General features: G+C 66.4%; 22 protein-coding genes. 9 read left to right on the top strand and 13 right to left on the bottom strand.

The genetic code is table 11. The annotated features are described in order from the left end of the window. Nucleotides 1-35 precede the first annotated feature (35 nt). From C4901_RS01920 to rpoH, 9 genes are all read left to right on the top strand, one after another. On the top strand, nucleotides 36-1,964 hold the full coding sequence (locus C4901_RS01920; RefSeq protein ID WP_168185487.1) for a dynamin family protein: 1,929 nt from the start codon (nucleotides 36-38) through the stop codon (nucleotides 1,962-1,964). An 8-nt stretch (nucleotides 1,965-1,972) separates the two neighbouring features. Continuing rightward, nucleotides 1,973-3,301 carry a chloride channel protein gene (locus tag C4901_RS01915; protein ID WP_110135894.1) on the top strand — a complete coding sequence of 443 codons (1,329 nt, stop codon included), beginning with the start codon at nucleotides 1,973-1,975 and terminating at the stop codon, nucleotides 3,299-3,301. Continuing rightward, nucleotides 3,288-3,851, top strand: a complete 564-nt coding sequence (rsmD, locus tag C4901_RS01910; RefSeq protein WP_110135893.1) for a 16S rRNA (guanine(966)-N(2))-methyltransferase RsmD — start codon at nucleotides 3,288-3,290, stop codon at nucleotides 3,849-3,851. The genes C4901_RS01915 and rsmD overlap by 14 nt, the downstream gene beginning before the upstream one ends. A 3-nt stretch (nucleotides 3,852-3,854) precedes the next feature. Then, complete coding sequence (gene coaD, locus C4901_RS01905; RefSeq protein ID WP_110135892.1) at nucleotides 3,855-4,337, top strand: pantetheine-phosphate adenylyltransferase; 483 nt, start codon at nucleotides 3,855-3,857, stop codon at nucleotides 4,335-4,337. A 28-nt stretch (nucleotides 4,338-4,365) separates the two neighbouring features. Beyond that, entirely contained in the window at nucleotides 4,366-4,620 is a 255-nt protein-coding gene (locus tag C4901_RS01900; protein ID WP_110135891.1) for a YfhL family 4Fe-4S dicluster ferredoxin, read from the top strand. A gap of 6 nt (nucleotides 4,621-4,626) precedes the next feature. Beyond that, entirely contained in the window at nucleotides 4,627-5,601 is a 975-nt protein-coding gene (ftsY, locus tag C4901_RS01895) for a signal recognition particle-docking protein FtsY (protein ID WP_110135890.1), read from the top strand. Beyond that, nucleotides 5,588-6,247, top strand: a complete 660-nt coding sequence (gene ftsE, locus C4901_RS01890) for a cell division ATP-binding protein FtsE (RefSeq protein ID WP_110135889.1) — start codon at nucleotides 5,588-5,590, stop codon at nucleotides 6,245-6,247. The genes ftsY and ftsE overlap by 14 nt, the downstream gene beginning before the upstream one ends. 346 nt (nucleotides 6,248-6,593) lie before the next feature. Next, nucleotides 6,594-7,493 (top strand): permease-like cell division protein FtsX, encoded by a 900-nt coding sequence (gene ftsX, locus C4901_RS01885; RefSeq protein WP_110135888.1) that lies wholly within the window; start codon nucleotides 6,594-6,596, stop codon nucleotides 7,491-7,493. Nucleotides 7,494-7,607: 114 nt separating this feature from the next. Further along, entirely contained in the window at nucleotides 7,608-8,477 is an 870-nt protein-coding gene (gene rpoH, locus C4901_RS01880; RefSeq protein ID WP_110135887.1) for an RNA polymerase sigma factor RpoH, read from the top strand. A gap of 16 nt (nucleotides 8,478-8,493) precedes the next feature. Here the strand turns inward: rpoH and C4901_RS01875 are convergent, their stop codons facing one another. The 13 genes from C4901_RS01875 to C4901_RS01820 all read right to left on the bottom strand — a co-directional run bounded on the left by C4901_RS01875 (nucleotide 8,494) and on the right by C4901_RS01820 (nucleotide 20,061). Next, entirely contained in the window at nucleotides 8,494-9,078 is a 585-nt protein-coding gene (locus C4901_RS01875; RefSeq protein WP_110135886.1) for a DapH/DapD/GlmU-related protein, read from the bottom strand. Between the two features lie 3 nt (nucleotides 9,079-9,081). Then, nucleotides 9,082-10,110: a hypothetical protein gene (locus tag C4901_RS01870; RefSeq protein WP_145960591.1), complete on the bottom strand. Its 1,029-nt coding sequence runs from the start codon at nucleotides 10,108-10,110 to the stop codon at nucleotides 9,082-9,084. Nucleotides 10,111-10,154: 44 nt separating this feature from the next. After that, nucleotides 10,155-11,333 carry a hypothetical protein gene (locus C4901_RS01865; RefSeq protein WP_145960590.1) on the bottom strand — a complete coding sequence of 393 codons (1,179 nt, stop codon included), beginning with the start codon at nucleotides 11,331-11,333 and terminating at the stop codon, nucleotides 10,155-10,157. A gap of 107 nt (nucleotides 11,334-11,440) precedes the next feature. Further along, nucleotides 11,441-12,859 carry a hypothetical protein gene (locus C4901_RS01860; RefSeq protein ID WP_110135883.1) on the bottom strand — a complete coding sequence of 473 codons (1,419 nt, stop codon included), beginning with the start codon at nucleotides 12,857-12,859 and terminating at the stop codon, nucleotides 11,441-11,443. Next, nucleotides 12,856-13,395 carry a hypothetical protein gene (locus C4901_RS01855; RefSeq protein WP_145960589.1) on the bottom strand — a complete coding sequence of 180 codons (540 nt, stop codon included), beginning with the start codon at nucleotides 13,393-13,395 and terminating at the stop codon, nucleotides 12,856-12,858. Before C4901_RS01855 ends, C4901_RS01860 begins: the two co-directional genes overlap by 4 nt. Continuing rightward, nucleotides 13,392-14,126: a hypothetical protein gene (locus C4901_RS01850; RefSeq protein WP_168185486.1), complete on the bottom strand. Its 735-nt coding sequence runs from the start codon at nucleotides 14,124-14,126 to the stop codon at nucleotides 13,392-13,394. The genes C4901_RS01855 and C4901_RS01850 overlap by 4 nt, the downstream gene beginning before the upstream one ends. Next, nucleotides 14,120-14,878 (bottom strand): hypothetical protein, encoded by a 759-nt coding sequence (locus C4901_RS17435; protein WP_168185485.1) that lies wholly within the window; start codon nucleotides 14,876-14,878, stop codon nucleotides 14,120-14,122. Before C4901_RS17435 ends, C4901_RS01850 begins: the two co-directional genes overlap by 7 nt. Continuing rightward, a complete protein-coding gene (locus C4901_RS01845) occupies nucleotides 14,875-15,501 on the bottom strand; it encodes a hypothetical protein (protein ID WP_145960588.1) in 627 nt (208 codons plus the stop codon). The genes C4901_RS17435 and C4901_RS01845 overlap by 4 nt, the downstream gene beginning before the upstream one ends. Further along, complete coding sequence (locus C4901_RS01840) at nucleotides 15,482-16,570, bottom strand: hypothetical protein (RefSeq protein WP_110135879.1); 1,089 nt, start codon at nucleotides 16,568-16,570, stop codon at nucleotides 15,482-15,484. The genes C4901_RS01845 and C4901_RS01840 overlap by 20 nt, the downstream gene beginning before the upstream one ends. Continuing rightward, the gene (locus tag C4901_RS01835; RefSeq protein ID WP_110135878.1) at nucleotides 16,567-17,190 is read right to left on the bottom strand and encodes a hypothetical protein; all 624 of its coding nucleotides are present in this window, start codon (nucleotides 17,188-17,190) and stop codon (nucleotides 16,567-16,569) included. Before C4901_RS01835 ends, C4901_RS01840 begins: the two co-directional genes overlap by 4 nt. Beyond that, a complete protein-coding gene (locus C4901_RS01830; protein ID WP_110135877.1) occupies nucleotides 17,187-19,499 on the bottom strand; it encodes a VirB4 family type IV secretion system protein in 2,313 nt (770 codons plus the stop codon). The genes C4901_RS01835 and C4901_RS01830 overlap by 4 nt, the downstream gene beginning before the upstream one ends. Beyond that, nucleotides 19,490-19,762, bottom strand: coding sequence for a hypothetical protein (locus C4901_RS01825; RefSeq protein WP_110135876.1), 273 nt, complete (start codon nucleotides 19,760-19,762; stop codon nucleotides 19,490-19,492). The genes C4901_RS01830 and C4901_RS01825 overlap by 10 nt, the downstream gene beginning before the upstream one ends. Next, nucleotides 19,759-20,061 carry a hypothetical protein gene (locus C4901_RS01820; RefSeq protein ID WP_145960587.1) on the bottom strand — a complete coding sequence of 101 codons (303 nt, stop codon included), beginning with the start codon at nucleotides 20,059-20,061 and terminating at the stop codon, nucleotides 19,759-19,761. The genes C4901_RS01825 and C4901_RS01820 overlap by 4 nt, the downstream gene beginning before the upstream one ends. Between the last annotated feature and the right edge of the window lie 218 nt (nucleotides 20,062-20,279).

Genomic DNA, 20,279 nt, shown 5'->3' with positions numbered 1-20,279 from the left:
CGGCCTCAAGACCGCCAACGCAGGGGGCGCGGGACATGAATCAAACAGCGATCGAGCAGCGCTTCGAGGCCTATGGGCTATGGCGCCGCGATCTCGCGCAGGCATTGGTCGAACTGCGGACATGGCTTGTGGAGCATGGCTTGAATCAGCCGCACAGCGATCTCCACCTGGAGCGCGTGCATAACGTCCTGCGTGACGACAAGCTCTATCTCGCCTTCGTCGCCGAATTTTCCCGCGGCAAGTCCGAACTCATCAACGCCCTGTTCTTTGGTGAACAGGGCCGGCGCATCCTGCCCTCGAGCGCCGGGCGCACGACCATGTGCCCGACCGAACTCTTTTACGAGGCCGAGCGGCCGGCCTGCATCCGGCTGTTACCGATCGAGACCCGCCGTAATGGCGCCACGATTGCGGAGTTCAAGGGGTTTCCCGACGAGTGGCAGACGATCGCCCTGGATGTCGGCAACGCAGAAGGTACGGCCGAGGCCTTGCGTCACATCGCCGAGGTCAAGCGGGTGCCGGCCGAAGAGGCCCGCGCCCTGGGGCTCACAGTCACCAACGACATCACCAAGACCGGCGCCACGGTTGATGCCGAGGGCGAAGTCGAGATCCCGCGCTGGCGCTATGCGCTCATCAATTTTCCCCACCCGCTGCTGTCCGAAGGGCTTGTGATCCTGGATACCCCGGGACTGAACGCCCTGGGCGCGGAACCGGAGCTCACGCTCAACACCCTGCCCAACGCGCACGCCATCCTGTTCGTGCTCGCCGCCGATACCGGCGTGACGCAGTCGGAGATCTCGGTGTGGCGCGACCACGTGGCCGGCAGTCACAAGGGGCGTCTCGTGGTCCTGAACAAGGTCGACGGACTGTGGGACGACCTGCGTCACCGCAGCGACGTCGAGCACGAGATCGCCCGCCAGGTCAGCGAGACCGCGCGCTATCTGGGCGTTACGGAAAGGCGCGTCTATCCGGTATCGGCGCAAAAGGCGCTGGCCGCCAAGATCCGCGGCGACCGCGGCCTCGAGGAACGCAGCGGCATCGCTGCCCTGGAACGCGCACTGGCCGACGAACTCCTGCCCGGCAAGGGCGGCCTTGTCGCCCAGACCGTCGCCCACGAGTTCGGCGAGGTCGAGGCCTCGGTGGAGCGCATCATCGCCCAGAGGCTGCAGGGCGTGCGCGAACACTTTGGTGAGCTGAGCGCCCTGAACGGCAAGAACATGGACGTGATCGAGCACATGATGGCCAAGGTGCGCGCCGACAAGACCGAATTCGATCGCAGCATGCAGCGCTTCCATGCCACGCGCACGATCTTCGCCCAGCAAAGCGCGGCGTTGTACGCCAAGATCAGCCTGCGCCAGCTCGATGCGCTCATCCTGGAGACCAAGAAAAACATGGAGACCTGCCTTACGACCGCAGGTCTCAAGGCCGCCATGCAGGCGTTTTTCGGGTACGCGCGCGGCCGCATGGACGAGGTGGTCAAGGACAGCCAGGAGATCAAGGCCTTGATGGATGGCGTGTATCAGAAGTTCCAGGAAGAGCATGGGCTTGCCAACATCAAGCCCGCGACCTTCTCGGTCATGCGTTACACGCGCGAGATCAAACGCCTTCAGGAAAAGCACGAACAGTTCATGGGCGGCCTGTCGCTCATCATGACCGAACAAAAAGCGGTCGTGCGGGGGTTCTTCGAATCGGCGGTCAGCAAGGTGCGCGCGATCTATGTCAGCGCCAACCGCGACGCCGACGACTGGTTGCGCGACATGATGGCGCCCATGGAATCCCAGGTGCGCGAGCATCAGGCACAGCTGCGGCGCCGGCTTGAGAGCATCAAGCGCATCCACCAGGCAAGCGACACCCTCGAGGCGCGCATGGCGGAGTTGAAGCAGGTCTTGGAAGAGATCAGCGAACAGCACCGGACGGCGCATGCCGCGTTCCGTCGCATTCGCGGCCAGCTGAGCGCGGCCCCTTAAGGGCCGTCGTGCAGCGTCCCTGGCGTCCGATTCGCCGATTCCGCGGGCTCGTGCGCGGGCGTCATTGGGCCCCGCGCATCGTCTTCTGGGGAAGCGCCGTGCTCGTCGGGCTCTCGGCCGTGGCCCTGACAGAGCTTGGCAATCTCGCGAACACAAGCTTCCTCACCCTCTACCGGCGCTGGCCGTGGGCACCGTTTCTGGCAAGCCCCGCCGGCCTCGTCCTGTCCTTATGGCTCACCCGCCGGTTCTTCCCCGGGGCCCAGGGGAGCGGCATACCGCAGGTCATCGCCGCGCTGTCGCAGCGCACCGGGGGCTCACCCTCGCGACTTCTGTCGGTGCGTATCGCGATCGGCAAGATCCTGCTCACGACCCTCGGATTGTTCTCCGGCGCCTCGATCGGGCGCGAGGGCCCGACGGTCCACGTCGGCGCCTCGTTCACCGCCGCCGCCGGACGACTGGCCGGCATCAAGCGCCCGGGGCTTGAACGCGCGCTGGTGCTGGCAGGGGGCGCCGCGGGCCTCGCCGCGGCCTTCAACACCCCCATCGCCGGCATCATGTTCGCCATCGAGGAACTCGCGCGCGGCTTCGAGGAACACGCTAGCGGCACGATCATCATCACCATCCTCATAGCCGGGCTTACGGCGGTCGCCATCGAGGGGAACTACACCTATTTCGGCGTGACGCAGGCGGCGCTCGCGCCGCGCCAGTGGCTGCTGGTGCCAGCATGCGGTATCGCGGGCGGCATAGCGGGCGGTCTCTTCAGCCGGCTCGTGCTCGATCTTAGCCTGCGCCTGCGCGAGACCCTGGCGCGCTATCCCTACCGTCTGGCGCTGATCGCCGGTCTCTTGATCGCGATCCTCGGGACGATCTCGCATGGCAGCTCCTTTGGCACCGGCTACCCGCAGGCCCGCGCCCTGGTCATGGGCAACGCGCGCCTGCCCTGGTATTTCCCGCTGACCAAGTGGCTTGCGAGCCTCGCCTCTTACCTGAGCGGCATCCCCGGGGGGCTGTTTGCCCCGGCACTCGCGACCGGTGCCGGATTCGGGGCCGACATCGGCCGGCTGTTCCCGGCGGCGGCCCCGCAGGCGGCGGTCATCCTGGGCATGGTGAGCTATCTGAGCGGCGCCGTGCAGACCCCGATCACCGCCTTCGTGATCGTGATGGAGATGACCGACAACAACAGCATGCTGTTTCCGCTCATGGCCGCCGCCTTCATCGCCACCCTCACCTCGCGGCTGCTGTGCCGGGAACCGATCTATCAGGGCCTGGCCGCGCGCTTCGTGACGCGCGCCGAGACCCGCCCCGTCGTTGCCGAGGACTACGATGGGCCGGCCTAAGGGCCCACGCGTGCGCCTCATCGCCGGACGCTGGCGTGGGCGCCTGCTGACCTTCCCGGCCGAACCGGGCCTGCGGCCGACCCCCGACCGCGTGCGCGAGACGCTCTTCAATTGGCTGAATCCGCGGCTTGCCGGGGCACGGTGCCTCGATCTCTTCGCAGGCTCCGGGGCCTTGGGCTTGGAGGCGCTGTCACGGGGCGCCGCGGCCGCGACCCTGGTGGACAGCAATCCCCTGGCGATCGCGGCCTTGCGGGAAAACCGCGAGCGGCTCGGCGCCGAGGCCGTCATCACGGCCTCCGAGGGCCTCGACTATCTCGCCGGTCAGGGGCCCGCGGCCTTCGATGTCGTTTTTCTCGACCCGCCCTACACAAGCGGCCTCCTCGCCCATGCCTTGACCGTGATCCTGGCACGGCGCATCCTGACGACAGCGGGGCTTGTCTATATCGAAAGCGCGGCGGCCGATGGTTTCGAGTTGCCGGCGGGCCTGCGTTGGCACAGACGCGGGCAGGCGGGTCTCGTCGCCTTCGGTCTTGCCGCACTTGCGCCCTGAGGATTGCCCGTGACCACCGTCGTCTATCCGGGGACATTCGACCCCTTCACCAATGGCCATACCGACATCGTGCGGCGCGCGGCGGCGCTCTTTCCACGGGTCATCGTCGGGGTCGCCGCCAACCCGCGCAAGACCCCGCTCTTTACCTTGGCGCAGCGCGTGGCGCTCGCCGAAGAGGCCCTGGCCGGGGTCCCGGGGGTGGCGGTCATCGGTTTCGACACCCTGCTCATGGACTTCATCCATCGCCAGGGGGCGCGCGTCATCGTGCGCGGTCTGCGCGCGCTTTCGGACTTCGAATACGAGTTTCAGATGGCCGGCATGAACCGCCGGCTCGACGCCACGGTCGAGACCCTGTTCCTGCCGGCATCCGAGCGCGACGGCGCGCTGTCCTCGTCCTTCGTCAAGGAAATCGCGGCCTTGGGAGGGGACGTAAGCCCCTTCGTCCACCCGGCCGTGAAGGCTGCATTGACGACCGCGTTGCGGTAGACTTGCGCCTCTATCGAGGAGGGCTGCCATGGCCTTAATGATTACCGACGACTGCATCAACTGCGACGTCTGCGAGCCGGAGTGCCCAAACGGGGCCATTTCCCCAGGCGAAGAGATATACCGCATCGATCCGAATTCCTGCACCGAATGCGTGGGTCACTATGATACCCCCCAGTGCGTCGAGGTCTGTCCCGTAGACTGCATTCCTAAGAACCCGGACCGCGTGGAGAGCAAGGAATCCCTGTACGAGAAGTATCTGGCCCTGACCCGCAAGACTGGCTAGGCGCGCATGGCGCTCTTTCGCAAGACGACGGCCGACAAGAGCGAGAAACCGGGCGTCTTCGCCCGTCTGGGCGAACGCCTCGCCGCCACCCGGCGCGCCTTGAGCGGGAATGTCGGCAGTCTCCTTGGACGTAAGCGTGTCCTGGATGCGGCACTGCTCGAGGACCTCGAGACCGCGCTCATCACCGCCGACCTCGGCGTAGACACCGCCACCACCGTGATGGCCGACATCACAAGACGCGTGTCGCGCAAGGAACTCGGCGATACCGAGGCCGTCTATGCGGCCTTGCGCACCATCCTCTATGAGATCGTGGCGCCCTGCGAACGGCCCTGGCCGATCACGCAGCAACCCGAGACCGTGCTCATGATCGGCGTAAACGGCGCGGGCAAGACCACCACCATCGGGAAGCTCGCCGTGCGGCTGCGCGCCGAAGGGCGTTCGGTCCTGCTCGCCGCCGGTGACACGTTTCGCGCGGCGGCCATCGAGCAGCTCGGCGAATGGGCGCGACGCGCCGAGGTCGCCATGATCAGTCAGCCGCGGGGGGCCGATGCCGCCGCCGTCGCCCATGACGCCCTGCAGGCGGCGCGGGCGCGGGCCGTGGACGTCCTTCTGATCGACAGCGCCGGTCGCCTGCATACCCAGACCGGACTGATGGACGAGCTCGCCAAGATCAAGCGCACCCTCGCCCGCCTCGATGCGCGCGCCCCGCACCAGATCATCCTGATATTGGATGGCGGCATCGGTCAGAACGCGCTGGCCCAGGTCGAGCAATTCCACAAGGCCGTGGGCGTGACCGGTCTGTGCATCACCAAACTCGACGGCACCGCCAAGGGCGGGGTCGTGTTTGCGCTCGCCAAGCGTTTTGCGCTGCCGATCTACTTCGTGGGTGTCGGCGAATCGGCCGATGACCTGCGCCCCTTCGATGCCCGCTCCTTCGTGGATGCGGTATTACCGGCCGAACTCGTCGATGATCGAGCTTAAGCACGTCTTCAAGCGTTATCCCCTGGGAATCGAGGCCTTGAGCGACGTCAGCTTCGGTGTGGCGCGCGGCGAGATGGCCTTCCTCACCGGGCCCTCGGGGGCCGGCAAGAGCACCGTATTGAAATTGATCTCCCTGCTGGAGCGCCCGACGCGCGGCCAGGTCGTGGTCAATGGCCATGATCTGGCGCGCCTGAAACCGTACCGTCTCCCGCACTTTAGGCGCGAGATCGGCGTGGTCTTCCAGGACAACCGGCTCTTGAACGAACGCACGGTGTTCGACAACGTCGCCCTGCCGCTTTTGGTGGCCGGCGTGACCGGGGATGAGGTACGCAAGCGCGTGCTCGCGGCCCTCGACAAGGTGGGCCTGCGGGGCCGCGAGCGCGGCTTTCCGCTGGCCTTGTCCGGCGGTGAGCAACAACGCGTGGGTATAGCGCGCGCGCTCGTGCACCGCCCGGCGCTGCTCATCGCCGACGAGCCGACCGGAAATCTGGACGCCGCCTTATCCGATGACATCATCGACCTCTTCCAGGAGTTCAACGACCACGGCGTCACGGTCCTGATCGCCACCCACGACCTGCGCCAGATCGGGCGTTTGCAGGCACGCGTGATCCGTCTCGGCGAGGGTCATATGGTGAGCGCCGCATAAATCGGCCGCCCAAGGTCACCGAGGGATCGCGCGGGCATAGCGCCGGCGATTTCGGCGTCGGCCAGGCATGGCTGACGGCCGCGGCGGGATCGGTCATGATCCCGGTTCGGCACGCGGGCGTGCGCGAAGGGCGGGCCGGCCCGGCCACCAAAATCGCGGTGAATAGGCGGGAGTGGGCGATGGCGCATTCCCCGGACCGGCCGAACGGTTATACGAACGCCAGGACTTGCCGCCCGATACATGCCCGTGGCGAGCGAGAGATGGACTGCGACGCCGGCCGCGCGCGCCAGCTGCCGCTCTTGACAGCATCATCGCAAATCACGCAACAAGGATCGCTAATCGCTATATGAAGGCCTATCTGACCCGTCATATGCAAGTCTTCATGAGGACGCTCGGGGACTTCGCGCGCAGCCCGGCGGCTACGGCTCTGACCGTCGTCCTGATCGGCGTGACCCTGGTGTTGCCGACCGGTCTCTACGTCGGGCTCCTCAATCTGCAACGCCTGACCGCGGGCTGGCAGCCGCGCGGGTCGCTGTCGGTCTACCTGATGAAGGGCGTGCCCGGTACCGCCGCCATGGCCGCCATCCGCCGGGTCCCGGGGATCGCCGCGGTGCGCTACATCTCGCCGGCCGAGGGCCTGCGCGAATTCTCGGCCACCTCGGGCCTTGGCGCCACCGCCATAGCCTTCCGGCACCACAATCCGCTGCCAGGCGTGGCCGTGGTCACCCCCGCCGGGGGCACGCCGGCGCAAGTGGCGCGCCTTGCCGCGCAGCTCAAGGTCGTGCCCGGCGTCGCCCATGTGCAATCCAATCTCGCATGGGTCGAACGCCTCGATGCCGCGCTCGCCCTCGGCCACCGGCTGGTCGTGATCCTGGCCGTCGCACTGGGCCTTGCGCTCATCCTCATCATCGGCAACACCACGCGCGCGGCGGTGGCAAGCCGCGCAGACGAGATCGCCGTGGTCGGCCTGGTCGGGGGAACCAATGCCTTCATCCGGCGTCCCTTCCTATATGCCGGGGCGTTGACCGGGGGACTCGGGGCGCTATGCGCGCTCATCCTCCTGGAAACCGCCTTCCTGGCCCTGGACGGGCCGGTCGCGGCGCTCGATCGCGCCTACGGGGCCCATTACCATTTGTTGGGGCCGGACCTGGGGCAGGCCCTGGGGCTTTTGGGAGTGGGGGCCCTGCTCGGATGGCTGGGGGCCCGGATCGCGGTGGGACAGGCGCTACGCTCCCGCCGGATCTAGACGGGGCCCGGGCGTGAACCCCGGGAACTTTTTCGGGGAATTAGCACTCTCAAGCCGAGAATGCTAAAATGCCGTGTACTTACGGTCGATACGGACAGTCGAAGGGGGTAGGACATGACCATGCACACCTTGCCAGTCGCCGTCAATGTCAGCGCCGAGGGCGGACTCTCGCACTACATGCGGCTTGCCAACGCGGCGCCGGTACTGGACGCCGAACAAGAGCGGCAGCTGGCGATCGAGTACCGGGAGAACAACAACCTCGAGGCCGCAAGGCAGCTCGTGCTCTCCCAGCTCCGTTACGTCGTGCGCGTGGCACGGGCCTTCGCCGGCTACGGCCTGCCGCAGGCCGACCTCATCCAGGAGGGCAATATCGGCCTCATGAAGGCCGTCAAGCACTTCGATCCGGCGCATGGCGTACGCCTGGTGTCGTTCGCGGTGCATTGGATCCGCGCCGAGATCTACGACTACATCCTGCGCAACTGGCGGATCGTAAAAATCGCCACCACCAAGGCCCAGCGCAAACTGTTCTTCAATCTCCGCCAATCGCGCGCCCGGATCGGCTGGATGAATGAGAACGAGATCTCGAATCTCGCCGCCGACCTCGACGTGCCGACCGAGACCGTAAAGGAGATGGAGTCGCGCATGGCAAGCGCGGATGTGCCATTCGATGCCCAGGACGACGGCGACGACGAAGAGTTCCGGTCATCGCCGGCGGGCTTCCTGCAGGACATGCGCTATAACCCCGAGAGCCTGCTGACGCGCGCCGATGCCGAGAGCTCGCAGCAGGACCGGCTGCAAAACGCCCTGGTATCGCTGGATGGCCGTAGCCAGGACATCATCCGCAGGCGTTGGTTGGCGGCCGACAAACCGACCCTGCACGAACTGGCGGAGGAATACGGGGTCTCCGCCGAGCGCATCCGCCAGATCGAGAAAAAGGCCCTCGACACCATGAAGGGCGTACTGCTCTCGCCGGAACCCGCCTAGGCACCGGCCGCTCTTCTCAGGCCGCCGAAGGCACGCGGCGCGCCGGATTGCCGATGACGGTGGAGCGGTCCGGGACCGCCTGAATGACCACCGACCCCATGCCGACGATGCAATCGGCGCCCACATCGGCGCCGATCACCGCGCCCTCGCCTATCCAGGTGTTGGCCCCTATGATCACGCGTGTGATGACGTCCTCGCCGCCGACGCCGCCGGCGGCACTGCCGTGGTAATAGAGTCCGGAGGTGATCGAGACACGGCTTGCGATGCGCACTCCCGGACCGAGATCGACCAGGCCCATGACGCAGTAGGCCCCGATCCCGGCCCTTGCGTGCACGCGCGCCCCACGCTTCGAGAAATAGCTCCCGAAATGGACGATTGCGCCGGTCTCGAAAAGCGCGAGCGTACGGCCATAATAAACGCCGCGCGCGGCGTCGCCTAGGACCCCCGGAACCAGGGCCAGCAACTGGCCGCCCAGCGTGAACCCGTCGTCGCGTCCACCGCTATACCGATCACACGCCGCCAGCACCAGCGCCGGAAACGCGATCACGGCCCCAAGACCGGCGAGCAGGGCCCGGAATGTCTCCTTGAAACCCCAAGCCATGGCCTAGAACACGTCGAGACAGAATCCGTCCACGGTCTCCGGCAGCCCCATGATATCGGGACGCAAGGCGCCGAGCAGCAGCCGCAGTTTCCGCGGTGCCGCGCGAAACCCGAGACGGCGGAAGACCTCGAGGTCCGCGCAACCGGTGTCCGGCACCATGACCGCCTCGGCGCCTTGCGCGAGCGCGGCATGCAGCACCGTATCGACGAAGGCCGCGCGGGCGGCGGGCTCGAGACGCGCGACCGCGAATGCCTCCACATAGGCGTTCATGCCGACCCGCTCCGACAGCACCGGCAAGAGCGACAGGCTGACGAGACCCAGGACCTCGCCATCGGCCTCATAGACATAAGTCGTCACGCGCGGCCGCAGGCGCAGCAGAAAATCGACATCCTCGCGCTCCACCACCTTGGCAAGCGGCGCCTCGGCCGTGCACGCCGACAGGAGTGTGAATGCGGCTGGCGCATCGCTTAGCTCATACCGTCGCACCCGCCCCGGGTCGCCGGCACCGAGGCGCGCACCGACGATCGCCGGGACCCCGGCCAGGTAACGGAAATTACGCACGCTTTGTACGGTAAGGCCGCGCGCGGCAAAGGCCCGCGCCACGGTCTGGTTGGCCGGCGTGCCGGCCACGGTCACCGCCACATAGAGCTCATAGCCCTGGTCGCGCGCGCGGTCCAGCATGAGTCCCTGTTGGCGGTCGCTCAGGCGGTGGCGCCGATAGCGCCCCGACACGGTAAAGAAGCTCCCGAACACCCCGCGGTACAGGCGCCCGCCGACACGCAGGCGCAGGGGCACGAACGCAAGATAGGAGGCGAGATCGCCGTTTGTGGCGCGCAGACCCACGGCCATCGACGGGTCGGCCGTCGGCCTTAGGATGTGCATCGTCAAAAGATCGGGCTCGTACACCCAGCAAGGCGGCGCCCAGTTGGCGCGCATGAGCGCGCTCACCTCTTCGAAGTCCGGACTCACCACCTCGTCGAAACATACCACGGACTCCACGTTCCCGACCCCCGCAGCCCGACTCGCTTGCACCGTACCCCCTTCGTTCGAACGACCCTTGAACACAAGATCCGCGCCTACATGCGCTCGGCGGCATTCTCTACAAGCTCCATGGTGCGCTTAAGGCCATGCTGGCAAACACACGCATACAAAAGCCGCTCGAGCCCGAATGCCGTGCATCCGGTATGGGCCGGCTCCCCGTCACCCGCACCGATCTCGAAACGCGTCCCGAAAAACCGCTCGTGATAATTGAATGAGGCACAGGCAATCGACACGTCCGGTGAGGTATCCACCTTCAACTCGTACTTCAGGTCGTTGGCCAACTGAAAGAAACGCAAGGACGGAAAATCGCTCGCGAAAAACGGGTCGCACGCGGTCTCGAGCCGTGCCGAAAGATCCAGGAGCTCGACGAGCCGCCAGACGACGTTGATGGCCCTCTCGCGGGCGGCCAAAACCGCATCGCGCGCGCCGAGCCAGACGATCTCGCGCATGGAAAATTCCCACAAGCGGTCTAGTCCCGTGAGGTTCTTCGATTCGTAACGAAAGCATCGTCCGTGCGCGGTAAAGGCGCTGGCCGTCCCCGCCGGAAGGCTTTGGCCCATGAGTGCGCCGTATGTGTGATAGCACACCGCCGGCGAAAGGCAGTACTCGGGGGGCGCGATCTCGCCCACGTCCTCGAAGACCGGATTCTCTCCCTGGCGATGGCGCTGCCCGAACCGCTCGATGGCCTCGAGGTCCTCCTTCAAGTGCACGGCGAACGTGACCGAATGGGAAAACGATGCGAAATACCCGGCACGCCGCAACCAATCGCTGGGCACGAGCGAATTATAGGATTGGGATACAGCCTGGAATTCGCGCGCGGCAAGGCGTTCGAGCAGGCCATCGAGGCGGTTCAGGAGGCCCGTGAAGGCCCCACTCCGGCCCATCGTACCTTGTCCAGAGGCCCATACGTCGCCCTGCTCGACAAGTTCATCGTAGGCCTTGGCGGAGAATCGGCCCGATTCCGAGGACCGCTCGCGCAGGATTTTGGGCGTGACCGTCAGGCGCTCGACCTGCATCTTACCGATCAGATGTTCGAGCTTGGCCGCCACATCGCCACCGGCCCCCGGGCCTTGCAGGTCAATCTCGAGACAGTTCGAATCCTGCCGATAGCGGGACTTCACAATGGCGGTGTCGCAATAGCAGGCGCGCTTGGTGATCTCCGTGCACACATCGGGCGGAAGGTTGGCGGGCAACGGGATCGCTAGAGTTTCCATGCCGAGTTCGTCCTTGATTGAGGTATGACCATGGCCCGACATCCATGCCGGGCCTGGTCATGACGCTACCCCGGTCGTCACGATTCGTCAATCGGCCGGGGCGTGCCCTAAGGGCATGGTGCGGGATTGGAGGCGCTGCTCAAGGCCCATGAGAAACTCTGCTGATTTCCCGCGGCGTCACTCATGGCAACGACCAGGGGCGAGGGCACGGGCACCGGCACCTCCACCTCCCAGGCGCCAGGGGTGATGGCAAGGGCGGCGCCGTCGGCGACCCCCGCCACGACCCCCGACAGGTCCTGCCACCGGCCCGCCATAAGGACACCCCCCACCAAAGGCTCGAACACCGACACGCACGCCTGCGGCGGCGTGTTATCGATGCCCACGGACCCCTGGTAAGAGGCCTGATCGCCGGCGGCATCCCGCGCCGTCACGGTCACGCCATGCACGGCGTCGCTTAATCTGCTGGTGTCGATGGCAAAGGCGAACGCCGGGGTCGCGGTCACGGTCTGGTATTGCTGTTGATCTATGGCGATCGTGACCGATACCGGCAGCCCATATGGGTCCGTCACCGATCCATTCACGACTATCGTTCCATGGGTCCATGACGGCAGGGGCGCTACCGTCAACGCAAGCGTGTTGCCGCCAAAAGGTGCTGGTGGAAGGGTGCCGAACAAAGGCGATGTCGATTCGGCAAGCGTGCGCGCATAGGCGAGGAGCGCCTGGGCGTTCGGCCCGGAGAGCGAATCCGTGGACCCCGGCGGGGCCGCCGCCGCGACCTGCAACAGGGCATCGGCAAGCCCCTGCCGGTAGGCATCGGCGGACAGCGGGAGCGACCCGAGCGCCAGCGTGCCGCCGGATCCGGCCCCGTTCAGGAGACCATCGTAGGCGACATCCGCGGCCATAAGGCCTGTGAGCGTCTGCGCGCGGCTCGCGTTGGCGTGCGCCCAGTGCGCAAGGGCCGCGAGCACGAGTCCATAGCGCAGCCCCGCGCTAAGCGTCTGTCCACTCCCGCCCCCGCCGGATGGCAACACCGGTTCCGTGACCAGCGGGTCGAAACCGAGCCAGTCCATGAACCCGGTATCGGCGCGCGCAACGGCGGCGGCGGCGGACAATCCCTGGCCCTGAAAATAGCCCTCGGCCGCCACCAGGGCATTCGTTATAGGGGTGATGGCCACCGCCTCGGCGCTACCCGACTGGTAGGGAAGCGCCGCGCGCAGGGTGCCGGATGGGACATTGGCGCCGGCGGCGTTGCCATAGGATCCCCCGCTCGCCACAAGCGTTATGGTCGTATCGAGACTCTGGACGGATGCGGCGAAATGTCCGCTGTCGTCGGTGCGCGTGGTCGCAAGGATACCGTCTGGTCCGAGTACCGCAACCGATGCGCCGGCCACGGGACCCGCGCTTACGACATAACCCGCGACGGATCCTTGCGGTATGGGGGTCGCGGCCCCGGGGTTGCCCAACCGGCAGCCGCTCAAGGCAAGGCCGGCGAGTGACACCATCTTGTAGAGTTTTTGGATTTTCACAATAACCTCCAGAGCACGGTCATGCTTACGGTGGAAATACGTGACGGGAACCCTGTCTGCGCGGTGATGGCCACGGACCACGACGGCGCAAGCGGCACGGTCATGGCGACCGCGAGATCCGCATCGTTTTCGGTGATCGCCGGATAGGAAGCGATGGCGTAGCCGGCGTCGTTCAAGCGTTGCCGATCGTCGAGCCGATAGCGCGAGATCCCGCCCCCGATGCCGAGCCAGGGGCGGAACGTATAACTGAAGGGCGCCCGGCGCTCCCAGAGCACCAGCAGACTGGCCGCGCGCCCGCGTTCGAGCCATGCGCCGGCATCGGCCTCGGTTGCGTACTGGCCGATATTGGCCTCCACGAGCCATCGTTCTCCCGCATACCCCGCGCGTGTCCACTGTCCGGTGAATTGCCAGCCAAAGGCGGTCCCCGGGACGAGACCGGCAAGCAGGCCGCCGCCCGCGGCCAACCGCCATGCGCCGGCGCCTGCCGGTAGCCCCAACGCAACCACGAAAATGCCCGCTGTCCAGGTTTTCATCATGATGTCTTTTGGGTCTCCACGTAGGCCTGCTGCGCCGGGACATAGAGGACTCGGCGCGGGATACGCCAATCCGCCGCCGCATTAAGGGTATTCGTGCCGACCTGGCCCAGGGCCTCGGATGTCACCGAAGACTGGGCCTCCATCGTCCCGACGATGGCATCCACGCCCTCCACGACCGATTGCGCGAATGCCGCAAGCGCGGCCTTGCGCCGCCCGCCCAGCACATAGGCCGGAAGGCCGAGGCCGTGGTCGGCACCGAAGGCCGTGGCGGCAAACGGCAGCATCCGGCCGCCTGGCGTGACCGCCTCGGTGACATCGATCTGCACGCGCCCCAACCGCGCCCCGCCGATGTGGCCGAGAAGACGGGTCCCGGCGGGCACGATGCCCCGGAGCCCACGGACCGGGGCATCGATATGCAGGACCACCAGGGCCGGATCCCGATCCGTGACGCCGTGACGCAAGGTCACCGGGATCCACGACCCCGGCCGGATGCCGAATGTCAGCGGCGGGCTTGTCAGGATCAACGGCTTTACACGCGTCCGGGCGACGGCAAAAGGCATGGGACGGCGCGCCGGGGCTCGCGGGGCCGCCACGGCCGATGGCGCGCGCGGGCGCGGGGCGCGGGCGTCGACGAGCCCGAGCAGCCTGTGAAAGAGCGATGGCGCCGAAGGCCTCTGGCGCACGAGACGGCGGACGATGGCCGCGGGAGTGACGGGCGATACGACTACCATGACAGCCGTACCGGTCCGATGGTGGTGAGCACGACCAGATGCCAGCGCTTGACCTCGCGGGCCGGGGGCACGAGCGCGAGCGCACAAGCGGCCCGCCGGCCGGGCGTTGACGGGCGGCATGAGAGGGCGGCCGGAATGCGCCGCCACCTGTGACGGCCCCGATAAAGGGCGGCATCATGAATCGGGCCGAGCGGGCCCTTGACGCCCGAGAGCGCGAAGCCGAGCACCTGCTCTCCGGGCATGAGCAACAGCCGGCGCACGCGCAGCGCGATGGTACGCGCGCCGCGGGTGACCACGACGCGCTTGCGAATCGCGATCCGCGCAAGCGGCCCGAAGGCGGCGTAGGCCCAGGCACGCGCCCATGCGGAGGGATGCGCGAGGCGCGGGGGCGACACCGTCTGCGGGGGGCGCGGGCGCGTAAACAGGATATCGCTCGTATAGTGACGACCACTGGGGCTCGTGCAAACGAGCAGCGATACATAGAATGCCTGCCAATCCATGAAGGCATTTCCGCAATACCGTTTATGGGCCCCACGCGCCACGGTTATGAGAATGGCGCGGCGCCCAAGCCGGGCTGCCTGGAACAACGGATTGGTGAGCGCAAAGCGCGCGGGCGGCGCGCCGCCCGGGAAGATGAGGCGCAGGCCGAGATCTGGCACGATGGTGGCCGCCAACGCCCGATAGGGGCGCAGGACCACGGTGCGCGCATGCGGCGCGAACGGTCTCAACGGGGCGGGCAGGGTGGGCATCATGACGTGGTGATCGCCTCCACGAGGATCCCGGCGGTATCGTGCACGCGGCGCGCCACCGCGATCTCGGTCAAGACGAGCGTAAAGCGCTCGCTGTGGCGCTGGCCGTCCGGCAGGATGACGTGCAGCACCCCGGACAATCGCACCAGAAAACGATCACGATCCCGCCGCACCAGGCGCCGGTGGCCCGGGCTTTTGGCAAAACTCACCCACGAGCGCAGGCGCGCGGCGCGCACCCGGGCTATGTAGGCGGTCTTGCGCAGGATCCCCACGGTCGTGGCGCGCAATGGCGGGGCCATCATGTCGAGGGCCTGGACGTAATCGGGTACCACGGTCGCCCCGTTGACGCTGAGATAATCGCGCAGAAATCGCATGGACGCCGCGATGATCTCGCGACGGGATCGATGGGCCGCGCTCAGCCATTGGATGCGTCCAAGAATTGTCCCGGCACGGTCGACGGCGATGATGGGGGGCGTGCGCCAAACAGCGACAAGGGCCAGCAGGACGAATGCCAGGGCCGCGCAGCCAAAGAGCACCCAACCCAAAAGCGCATAGCGGGCCAGGCGCTGCATCAAAAGCCCTTGAGGGCCATGACGGCGCCACACGTTAACGTCGAGAGAAATCATCGGTTTGACTACTCCTTGGGGGCCCGTCGAATTGCGGCTTGAGGTAATTCGTGCGCACGCGGCTGCCGTCGTGAGTGCTCGGCCAGAAATTCGGGTCGGGTGGAATGTGCAGTTCCGGCATGCGCCGCGGAGACATGGACAAGATGTCCTCGTCGGGGCCATAGAAGTAGTAGTCCGCGGCCTTCGCGGCGCCGGCTCCCACCCCCGTGGCCATGGTGGTCCCGACCTGCGAGAGCGCGCCCAAATAGGGGGTCAGCAATGGGTGCGCCGCGCCGGCGTTCTCGATGAGGCTCGCCGTGACATAAGGGGCGGCGATCAGCACGGCGCACAAGATGAGATTCAGGATGGTAAACAGCATGTGCGCATACACGATCATGTAGTCGGCCTTGCCCAGCAGGCCCTGAAGATCGGATACGGCGTGCGTGAAGATCGGGGAAAACACCGCCAGCAAGAGCGCCTGCACAACAGGCCACAGCACAAAGAAACCGAGAAGCTTGGCAAAGCCGCGCAGCAGCGACAATGTACGGCTCAAGGCCAACGGGATCGCCACGAGACCGTAGAGGAACGCGAATTGATAACCAATGGCCTGGGCGATGCGCAACAAAGCCTCTAGAAAAGTCGTCATGACCAGCGTCACGTAGTACAGGAGCACGGTGGCAAGACGCAGAGGCAGGGCATTGATCTCCTTTATGGTGCCCCATACCCCGCTCGGCCCCTTGGCCGCCGTGTCGAGCAGGGCGGACATCTGCGCGGCCACGAGCCGCAGGGAACCGATCCGGCCCATGGCCGCATACAAGGCGTTCAAATAGTGGTTGACGAGGCCGCCGAGCGCGAAATAGGCGGTCAGGACGACTCCCCACACGGCGACATCGCGGACGACACGCGCAAGTTGCCCCGCCCCCGACACGGAATCCAGCTGCGCCTCGAGCAGGCGCGTGTACAAGGCCACTACGAAAAGCGAGGGCGTGACCGTACGCATGAGAACGTTGGCCACCGGGGCGGCGGCGCGATAAACGCCGGCGGGCCGCAGATAGCCCAGCAGTTCCGCCACCAGCGAGGCGCTGCTCATGGGGTCTCTCCAAAGGCGCGGTACAGGGATGCCGCTTCTTCAGGCAGATGGCGCGCATTGTGTCGTTCCGCGGCGCGCCGAATCGCCTGCCGTTCCCGCGCCCGCGCCCGTTTCGCGGCAAGCGTGGCGAGCGTGGCCGTGGAACGCGCGGTGACATCATTGCTGGTGCGCGCTCCGAGGTTCGTGGCCGACAAACGCAGGTCTTGCCTCACCCCGCGTCCGAGCCAGTGCAGCCGCGCAAGGCTCCCGAAACGCCGCGACTGCTGATGCGCGTAGGCCATGGCGTCACGCGCCTCGTGGGCGGCGGCGTCCGTGGTGCCGAGAAGCCTCCTCAGACCATGCGGCAACCCGCGCGGCAGCCTGCGCTGGGCGTAACGGGCGAGGTTGCCGTTGGCTATGCTCTTGGCGTCACGCTGCGCGCCGCGCAAGGTCGACTCCACCGCCTGCAGCCTGTGGACCTCACTTAAGACCGTGCGGTAAATGGCAATGGTCTGATGAAAAAGGGTCATGAGCTCCGCGTGGACCGGGGGATCGAAGGTGACATCACCCACACCCAAGAAGGCCCCGGCGGGCGTTACGCCCAGAACCCATAACAAAAGGACGGCGCGCGCCTTTTTCATGGCACCTCCTCGCGAAACCGCGCCAGCCGCGCGAGCGGATCGGATATCTCCGCCCCGAGGCGCTCCTTGCGCGCCAGACCCTCCGGGGTGGTGTCGGCCAGGGCCAGTATCCCGGCGGGGAAGGTGAGTCGCAGGCCGTGGTACTGGGGGCCGACCGAACGGATCGCCGGCCGCCACGGGAGATGCAGGGGAAAAGGGAGCCGCTTCCAGATCTCCAGGGCACGGCCTGGCATGCCGATGCGCTCGGCGATCTCCTCCCAGCCATCATTGCGGTAGAGCAGCGATCTCAAGGGCATGGAGTTCACGATCTCCTTTTCCATGAGATCGATCTCAGCAAGCCCCTGGGTGACGATATCGACCGCCGCCGCCTCCTTGCGCCCCATGCGCGCGATCTCCGAGACAAGACGCGACAACACCCCCGGGGCATGGGCTACGAATCGATGGATCTCATCCAGCAACACACGCGCCTGATTGCGTCCGGCAAACGCCATATTCAAAAAGCGCAGACAAAGAAACACGAGATAGAACGTAAGCAGCTTGGGGCTTGCCCGATCCACATCCTTCAGGTCGACTCCACTGATTCCCGGGCTTATCTGCACGTTGTCCTGCCCGGCAAATACCCGGCCCTCCGGTGTTTCCAGAAAACTATGGAGATTGGCGGCCATGACGCGCGATGCCTGCCTTTGCTCCGGGCTTACATCGTCCAGGGCGTCTAGGGATTTCAAAAGGTCGACGAGTCCCGGGTCGCCGGCCGAGATGTTCTCATACAGGCGTGTCAGGGCCGCGGCCCCCGCCGCCGCTTCGTGGAAATCGAGCTGGGTCCGGCCGTCTGTCAGGATAAAGGCCAGGATATTGAGCGTGCCCGAGGCAAGCAGGGGGTCCAGGCCGCCTTCGGCCTGCGCACGCGGCGGCAGGGGGTTGACGGCCGCCGTCCCCGGATCGAGTTTCACATAGACTCCCCCCAGCGCCTCGATGACCCAGCGATAGGTCGATCCGATCTCGAGCACGTACCAGTCGATGCCAAAGGGGTAGGTCTCGACGATGGTAGCCACCTTGTCGACGCCCTTGCCGGCACCCGTCATGGCCACCGTGAAACCATGCGCCACCGTCTGATGGCTGTAGTCGAAGGCCAGAGGTTGCGAGGCCAGGCCCAGGCGCAGGGATTCGGGGTGCGACGAACCGGTACGAAAGACCTGCGCGGGGGCCATGGCCGCGATCAGCGCACCATGGTCGGGGCGCCAGATCGGTGACCGGTAGCCCTGGCCTGGCTGTGATATGCGAAAAAACGGCAGCTGAACGAAGTCGTCGTCGCGCGCCCGTCCGCCCTTGCCCTGCAGACCCTCGACGAGCCGCGCCAGCGCCTGGGGCGGGACGCCGTCGAGGTCTACACACACGGTGTAGGCGTTACGGTGCACGCGCCAATCCTGGTCGGCCACCTGTTGCCGGAACCCTTGCATATCCCTGAGGGCGGCGACCTGCCGCTCCCGCCCCTTACGGGCCAGGGCCCCCTGCGCCAGCCGATCGGCACGCTCGGAGGCGCGCAGCACACGCTCGGTGGTCGCGGGCATGATGACCTGGGAGATGTGCAGGCTGATGGCCCCCGAGACGCTCGGGAGGATCCAGGCGGGATCGATGTCGGGATAAAGATGGAGATAGAAGACGCGCCAGATGTGGCCATCGACGTCCAGGAGCCGCTTGCCCGGTCGCGGTGGCACCACGATCAGCTGCTCGGCGAGCGATAACCAGGGTTCGAGTACCGATGGCGCCGGGCCCTTGTCGTAGCTCCGCTGTATGAGCCCGGCGTATTCCAGAACTGTCGCCACCCGACCGCCCGGGAGCAACGCGCAAAGCTCCGCCCCCAGGACATCGAGTTCGGCGCCTCGCTGCGCCTGTCCATTCAGGGCGCGGCGCACGCCCGCCTCCATTTTGGGCAGGCAGCCCACGATAAGCGCCACTGTGTTGACGAGGATATAGGGCGCCAGATGATCGGCGATCTCCGAGCGCATGGCCGCCGCGAACGGGCTCTTTCGGGGCGCCTGTTCGTAGTGCGCGAGGTACTGGCCCACCGCTTCCGGATGACGCTCACGCCAGAGATGAAACTCAAGCCAGTATCCGTCCGGCAGACGTTCCAGGACCCGGCCTATCGTGGCCCATTCCCGCGCGCGACCGGGGCCGTCCTCGAACTCGGCGTCGAGACCATTCCACAGGATCGCAAGCGATACGGCCCCGTCTCCGTGCGCCACGACGTTTTCACTCACGGCGTGCGACCACGTATAGATGTCGCAGTAACGGCGCGCACCTAATGCCATGCGCCCTCCCGCGCGACGATCCGCGCATCCCGCCTCGACAGCCAGAAGGCGTACGCAAACACCACGTCGTCACCGATCAGGATCGCGCCTACGCCAAGGGGAAAGGCCACGATGGCGGCGGCGATGGCCATGGACCCGACCGGCTCCGGCAGGACCACGGACGCGAGTGCGCCGGTTACGGTAGTAAGTCCCGCCACCGCCGCGCCAAGGGGAAGGCCTAGTATGCGCGTGGGCGCCAAACGCTTGTTGAAGGCCGTCATCATGACCCTATCACCAAGGCCGCGATGCCATAGGCGCTGGCCGCGAGCACCAGACCCAATACGCTGCCCACGACATAGCTGCGCCCGCGATCACCCTGGCCTATCGCGAAATATCCGGCGCCTATCAAGATGCCGATGATGGCGAGAATGCTCACGACCAGCGCGATGACATCGGTTATGGCATGGGCGCGTTCCTCGATGGTGATGCGAAGATCCGACCCCTGCGCGTATCCCGGCAGGCGCATGATGGCAAGCGCGGGAGACGTGAAAAAGCAGAATACCAAGACAGTCCAGCGTTTCATGTAAGTGCCTCCACAGAGGCCCGGCACGTTACGCATATCGGCGTCTCTGGGGTATTGGGTAAACCGAGGGGTCCGCGCGCGGTGGTAATCAGCGCCTCCAAAAAGCAGGGGTTATGGGAGATGCGCACGATCCAGGCCGGCAACCGCGCGGGACGGGCAGGTGATAGGAACGCCCCGGGGGCAGTTTCCGGGGCCACCGGTGGACTATAGGGCAAGTA

It is taken from the genome of Acidiferrobacter sp. SPIII_3 (assembly GCF_003184265.1).
Classification (GTDB): domain Bacteria; phylum Pseudomonadota; class Gammaproteobacteria; order Acidiferrobacterales; family Acidiferrobacteraceae; genus Acidiferrobacter.
Note: the sequence above shows the minus strand (reverse complement) of the source record. Positions and strands in the feature narration are given on the sequence as shown.

Bases quoted from the DNA above. Each gene is read 5' to 3' on its own strand.
- ftsE (WP_110135889.1), top strand. From the start codon at position 5,588: ATGATCGAGCTTAAGCACGTCTTCAAGCGTTATCCCCTGGGAATCGAG.
- rpoH (WP_110135887.1), top strand. From the start codon at position 7,608: ATGACCATGCACACCTTGCCAGTCGCCGTCAATGTCAGCGCCGAGGGC.
- rsmD (WP_110135893.1), top strand. From the start codon at position 3,288: ATGGGCCGGCCTAAGGGCCCACGCGTGCGCCTCATCGCCGGACGCTGG.
- ftsX (WP_110135888.1), top strand. From the start codon at position 6,594: ATGAAGGCCTATCTGACCCGTCATATGCAAGTCTTCATGAGGACGCTC.
- C4901_RS01855 (WP_145960589.1), bottom strand. From the start codon at position 13,395: ATGATGAAAACCTGGACAGCGGGCATTTTCGTGGTTGCGTTGGGGCTA.
- C4901_RS01850 (WP_168185486.1), bottom strand. From the start codon at position 14,126: ATGGTAGTCGTATCGCCCGTCACTCCCGCGGCCATCGTCCGCCGTCTC.
- C4901_RS01845 (WP_145960588.1), bottom strand. From the start codon at position 15,501: ATGATTTCTCTCGACGTTAACGTGTGGCGCCGTCATGGCCCTCAAGGG.
- C4901_RS01865 (WP_145960590.1), bottom strand. From the start codon at position 11,333: ATGGAAACTCTAGCGATCCCGTTGCCCGCCAACCTTCCGCCCGATGTG.
- C4901_RS17435 (WP_168185485.1), bottom strand. From the start codon at position 14,878: ATGATGCCCACCCTGCCCGCCCCGTTGAGACCGTTCGCGCCGCATGCG.
- C4901_RS01830 (WP_110135877.1), bottom strand. From the start codon at position 19,499: ATGGCATTAGGTGCGCGCCGTTACTGCGACATCTATACGTGGTCGCAC.
- C4901_RS01920 (WP_168185487.1), top strand. From the start codon at position 36: ATGAATCAAACAGCGATCGAGCAGCGCTTCGAGGCCTATGGGCTATGG.
- C4901_RS01875 (WP_110135886.1), bottom strand. From the start codon at position 9,078: ATGGCTTGGGGTTTCAAGGAGACATTCCGGGCCCTGCTCGCCGGTCTT.
- C4901_RS01825 (WP_110135876.1), bottom strand. From the start codon at position 19,762: ATGATGACGGCCTTCAACAAGCGTTTGGCGCCCACGCGCATACTAGGC.
- C4901_RS01840 (WP_110135879.1), bottom strand. From the start codon at position 16,570: ATGAGCAGCGCCTCGCTGGTGGCGGAACTGCTGGGCTATCTGCGGCCC.
- ftsY (WP_110135890.1), top strand. From the start codon at position 4,627: ATGGCGCTCTTTCGCAAGACGACGGCCGACAAGAGCGAGAAACCGGGC.
- C4901_RS01820 (WP_145960587.1), bottom strand. From the start codon at position 20,061: ATGAAACGCTGGACTGTCTTGGTATTCTGCTTTTTCACGTCTCCCGCG.
- C4901_RS01835 (WP_110135878.1), bottom strand. From the start codon at position 17,190: ATGAAAAAGGCGCGCGCCGTCCTTTTGTTATGGGTTCTGGGCGTAACG.
- C4901_RS01900 (WP_110135891.1), top strand. From the start codon at position 4,366: ATGGCCTTAATGATTACCGACGACTGCATCAACTGCGACGTCTGCGAG.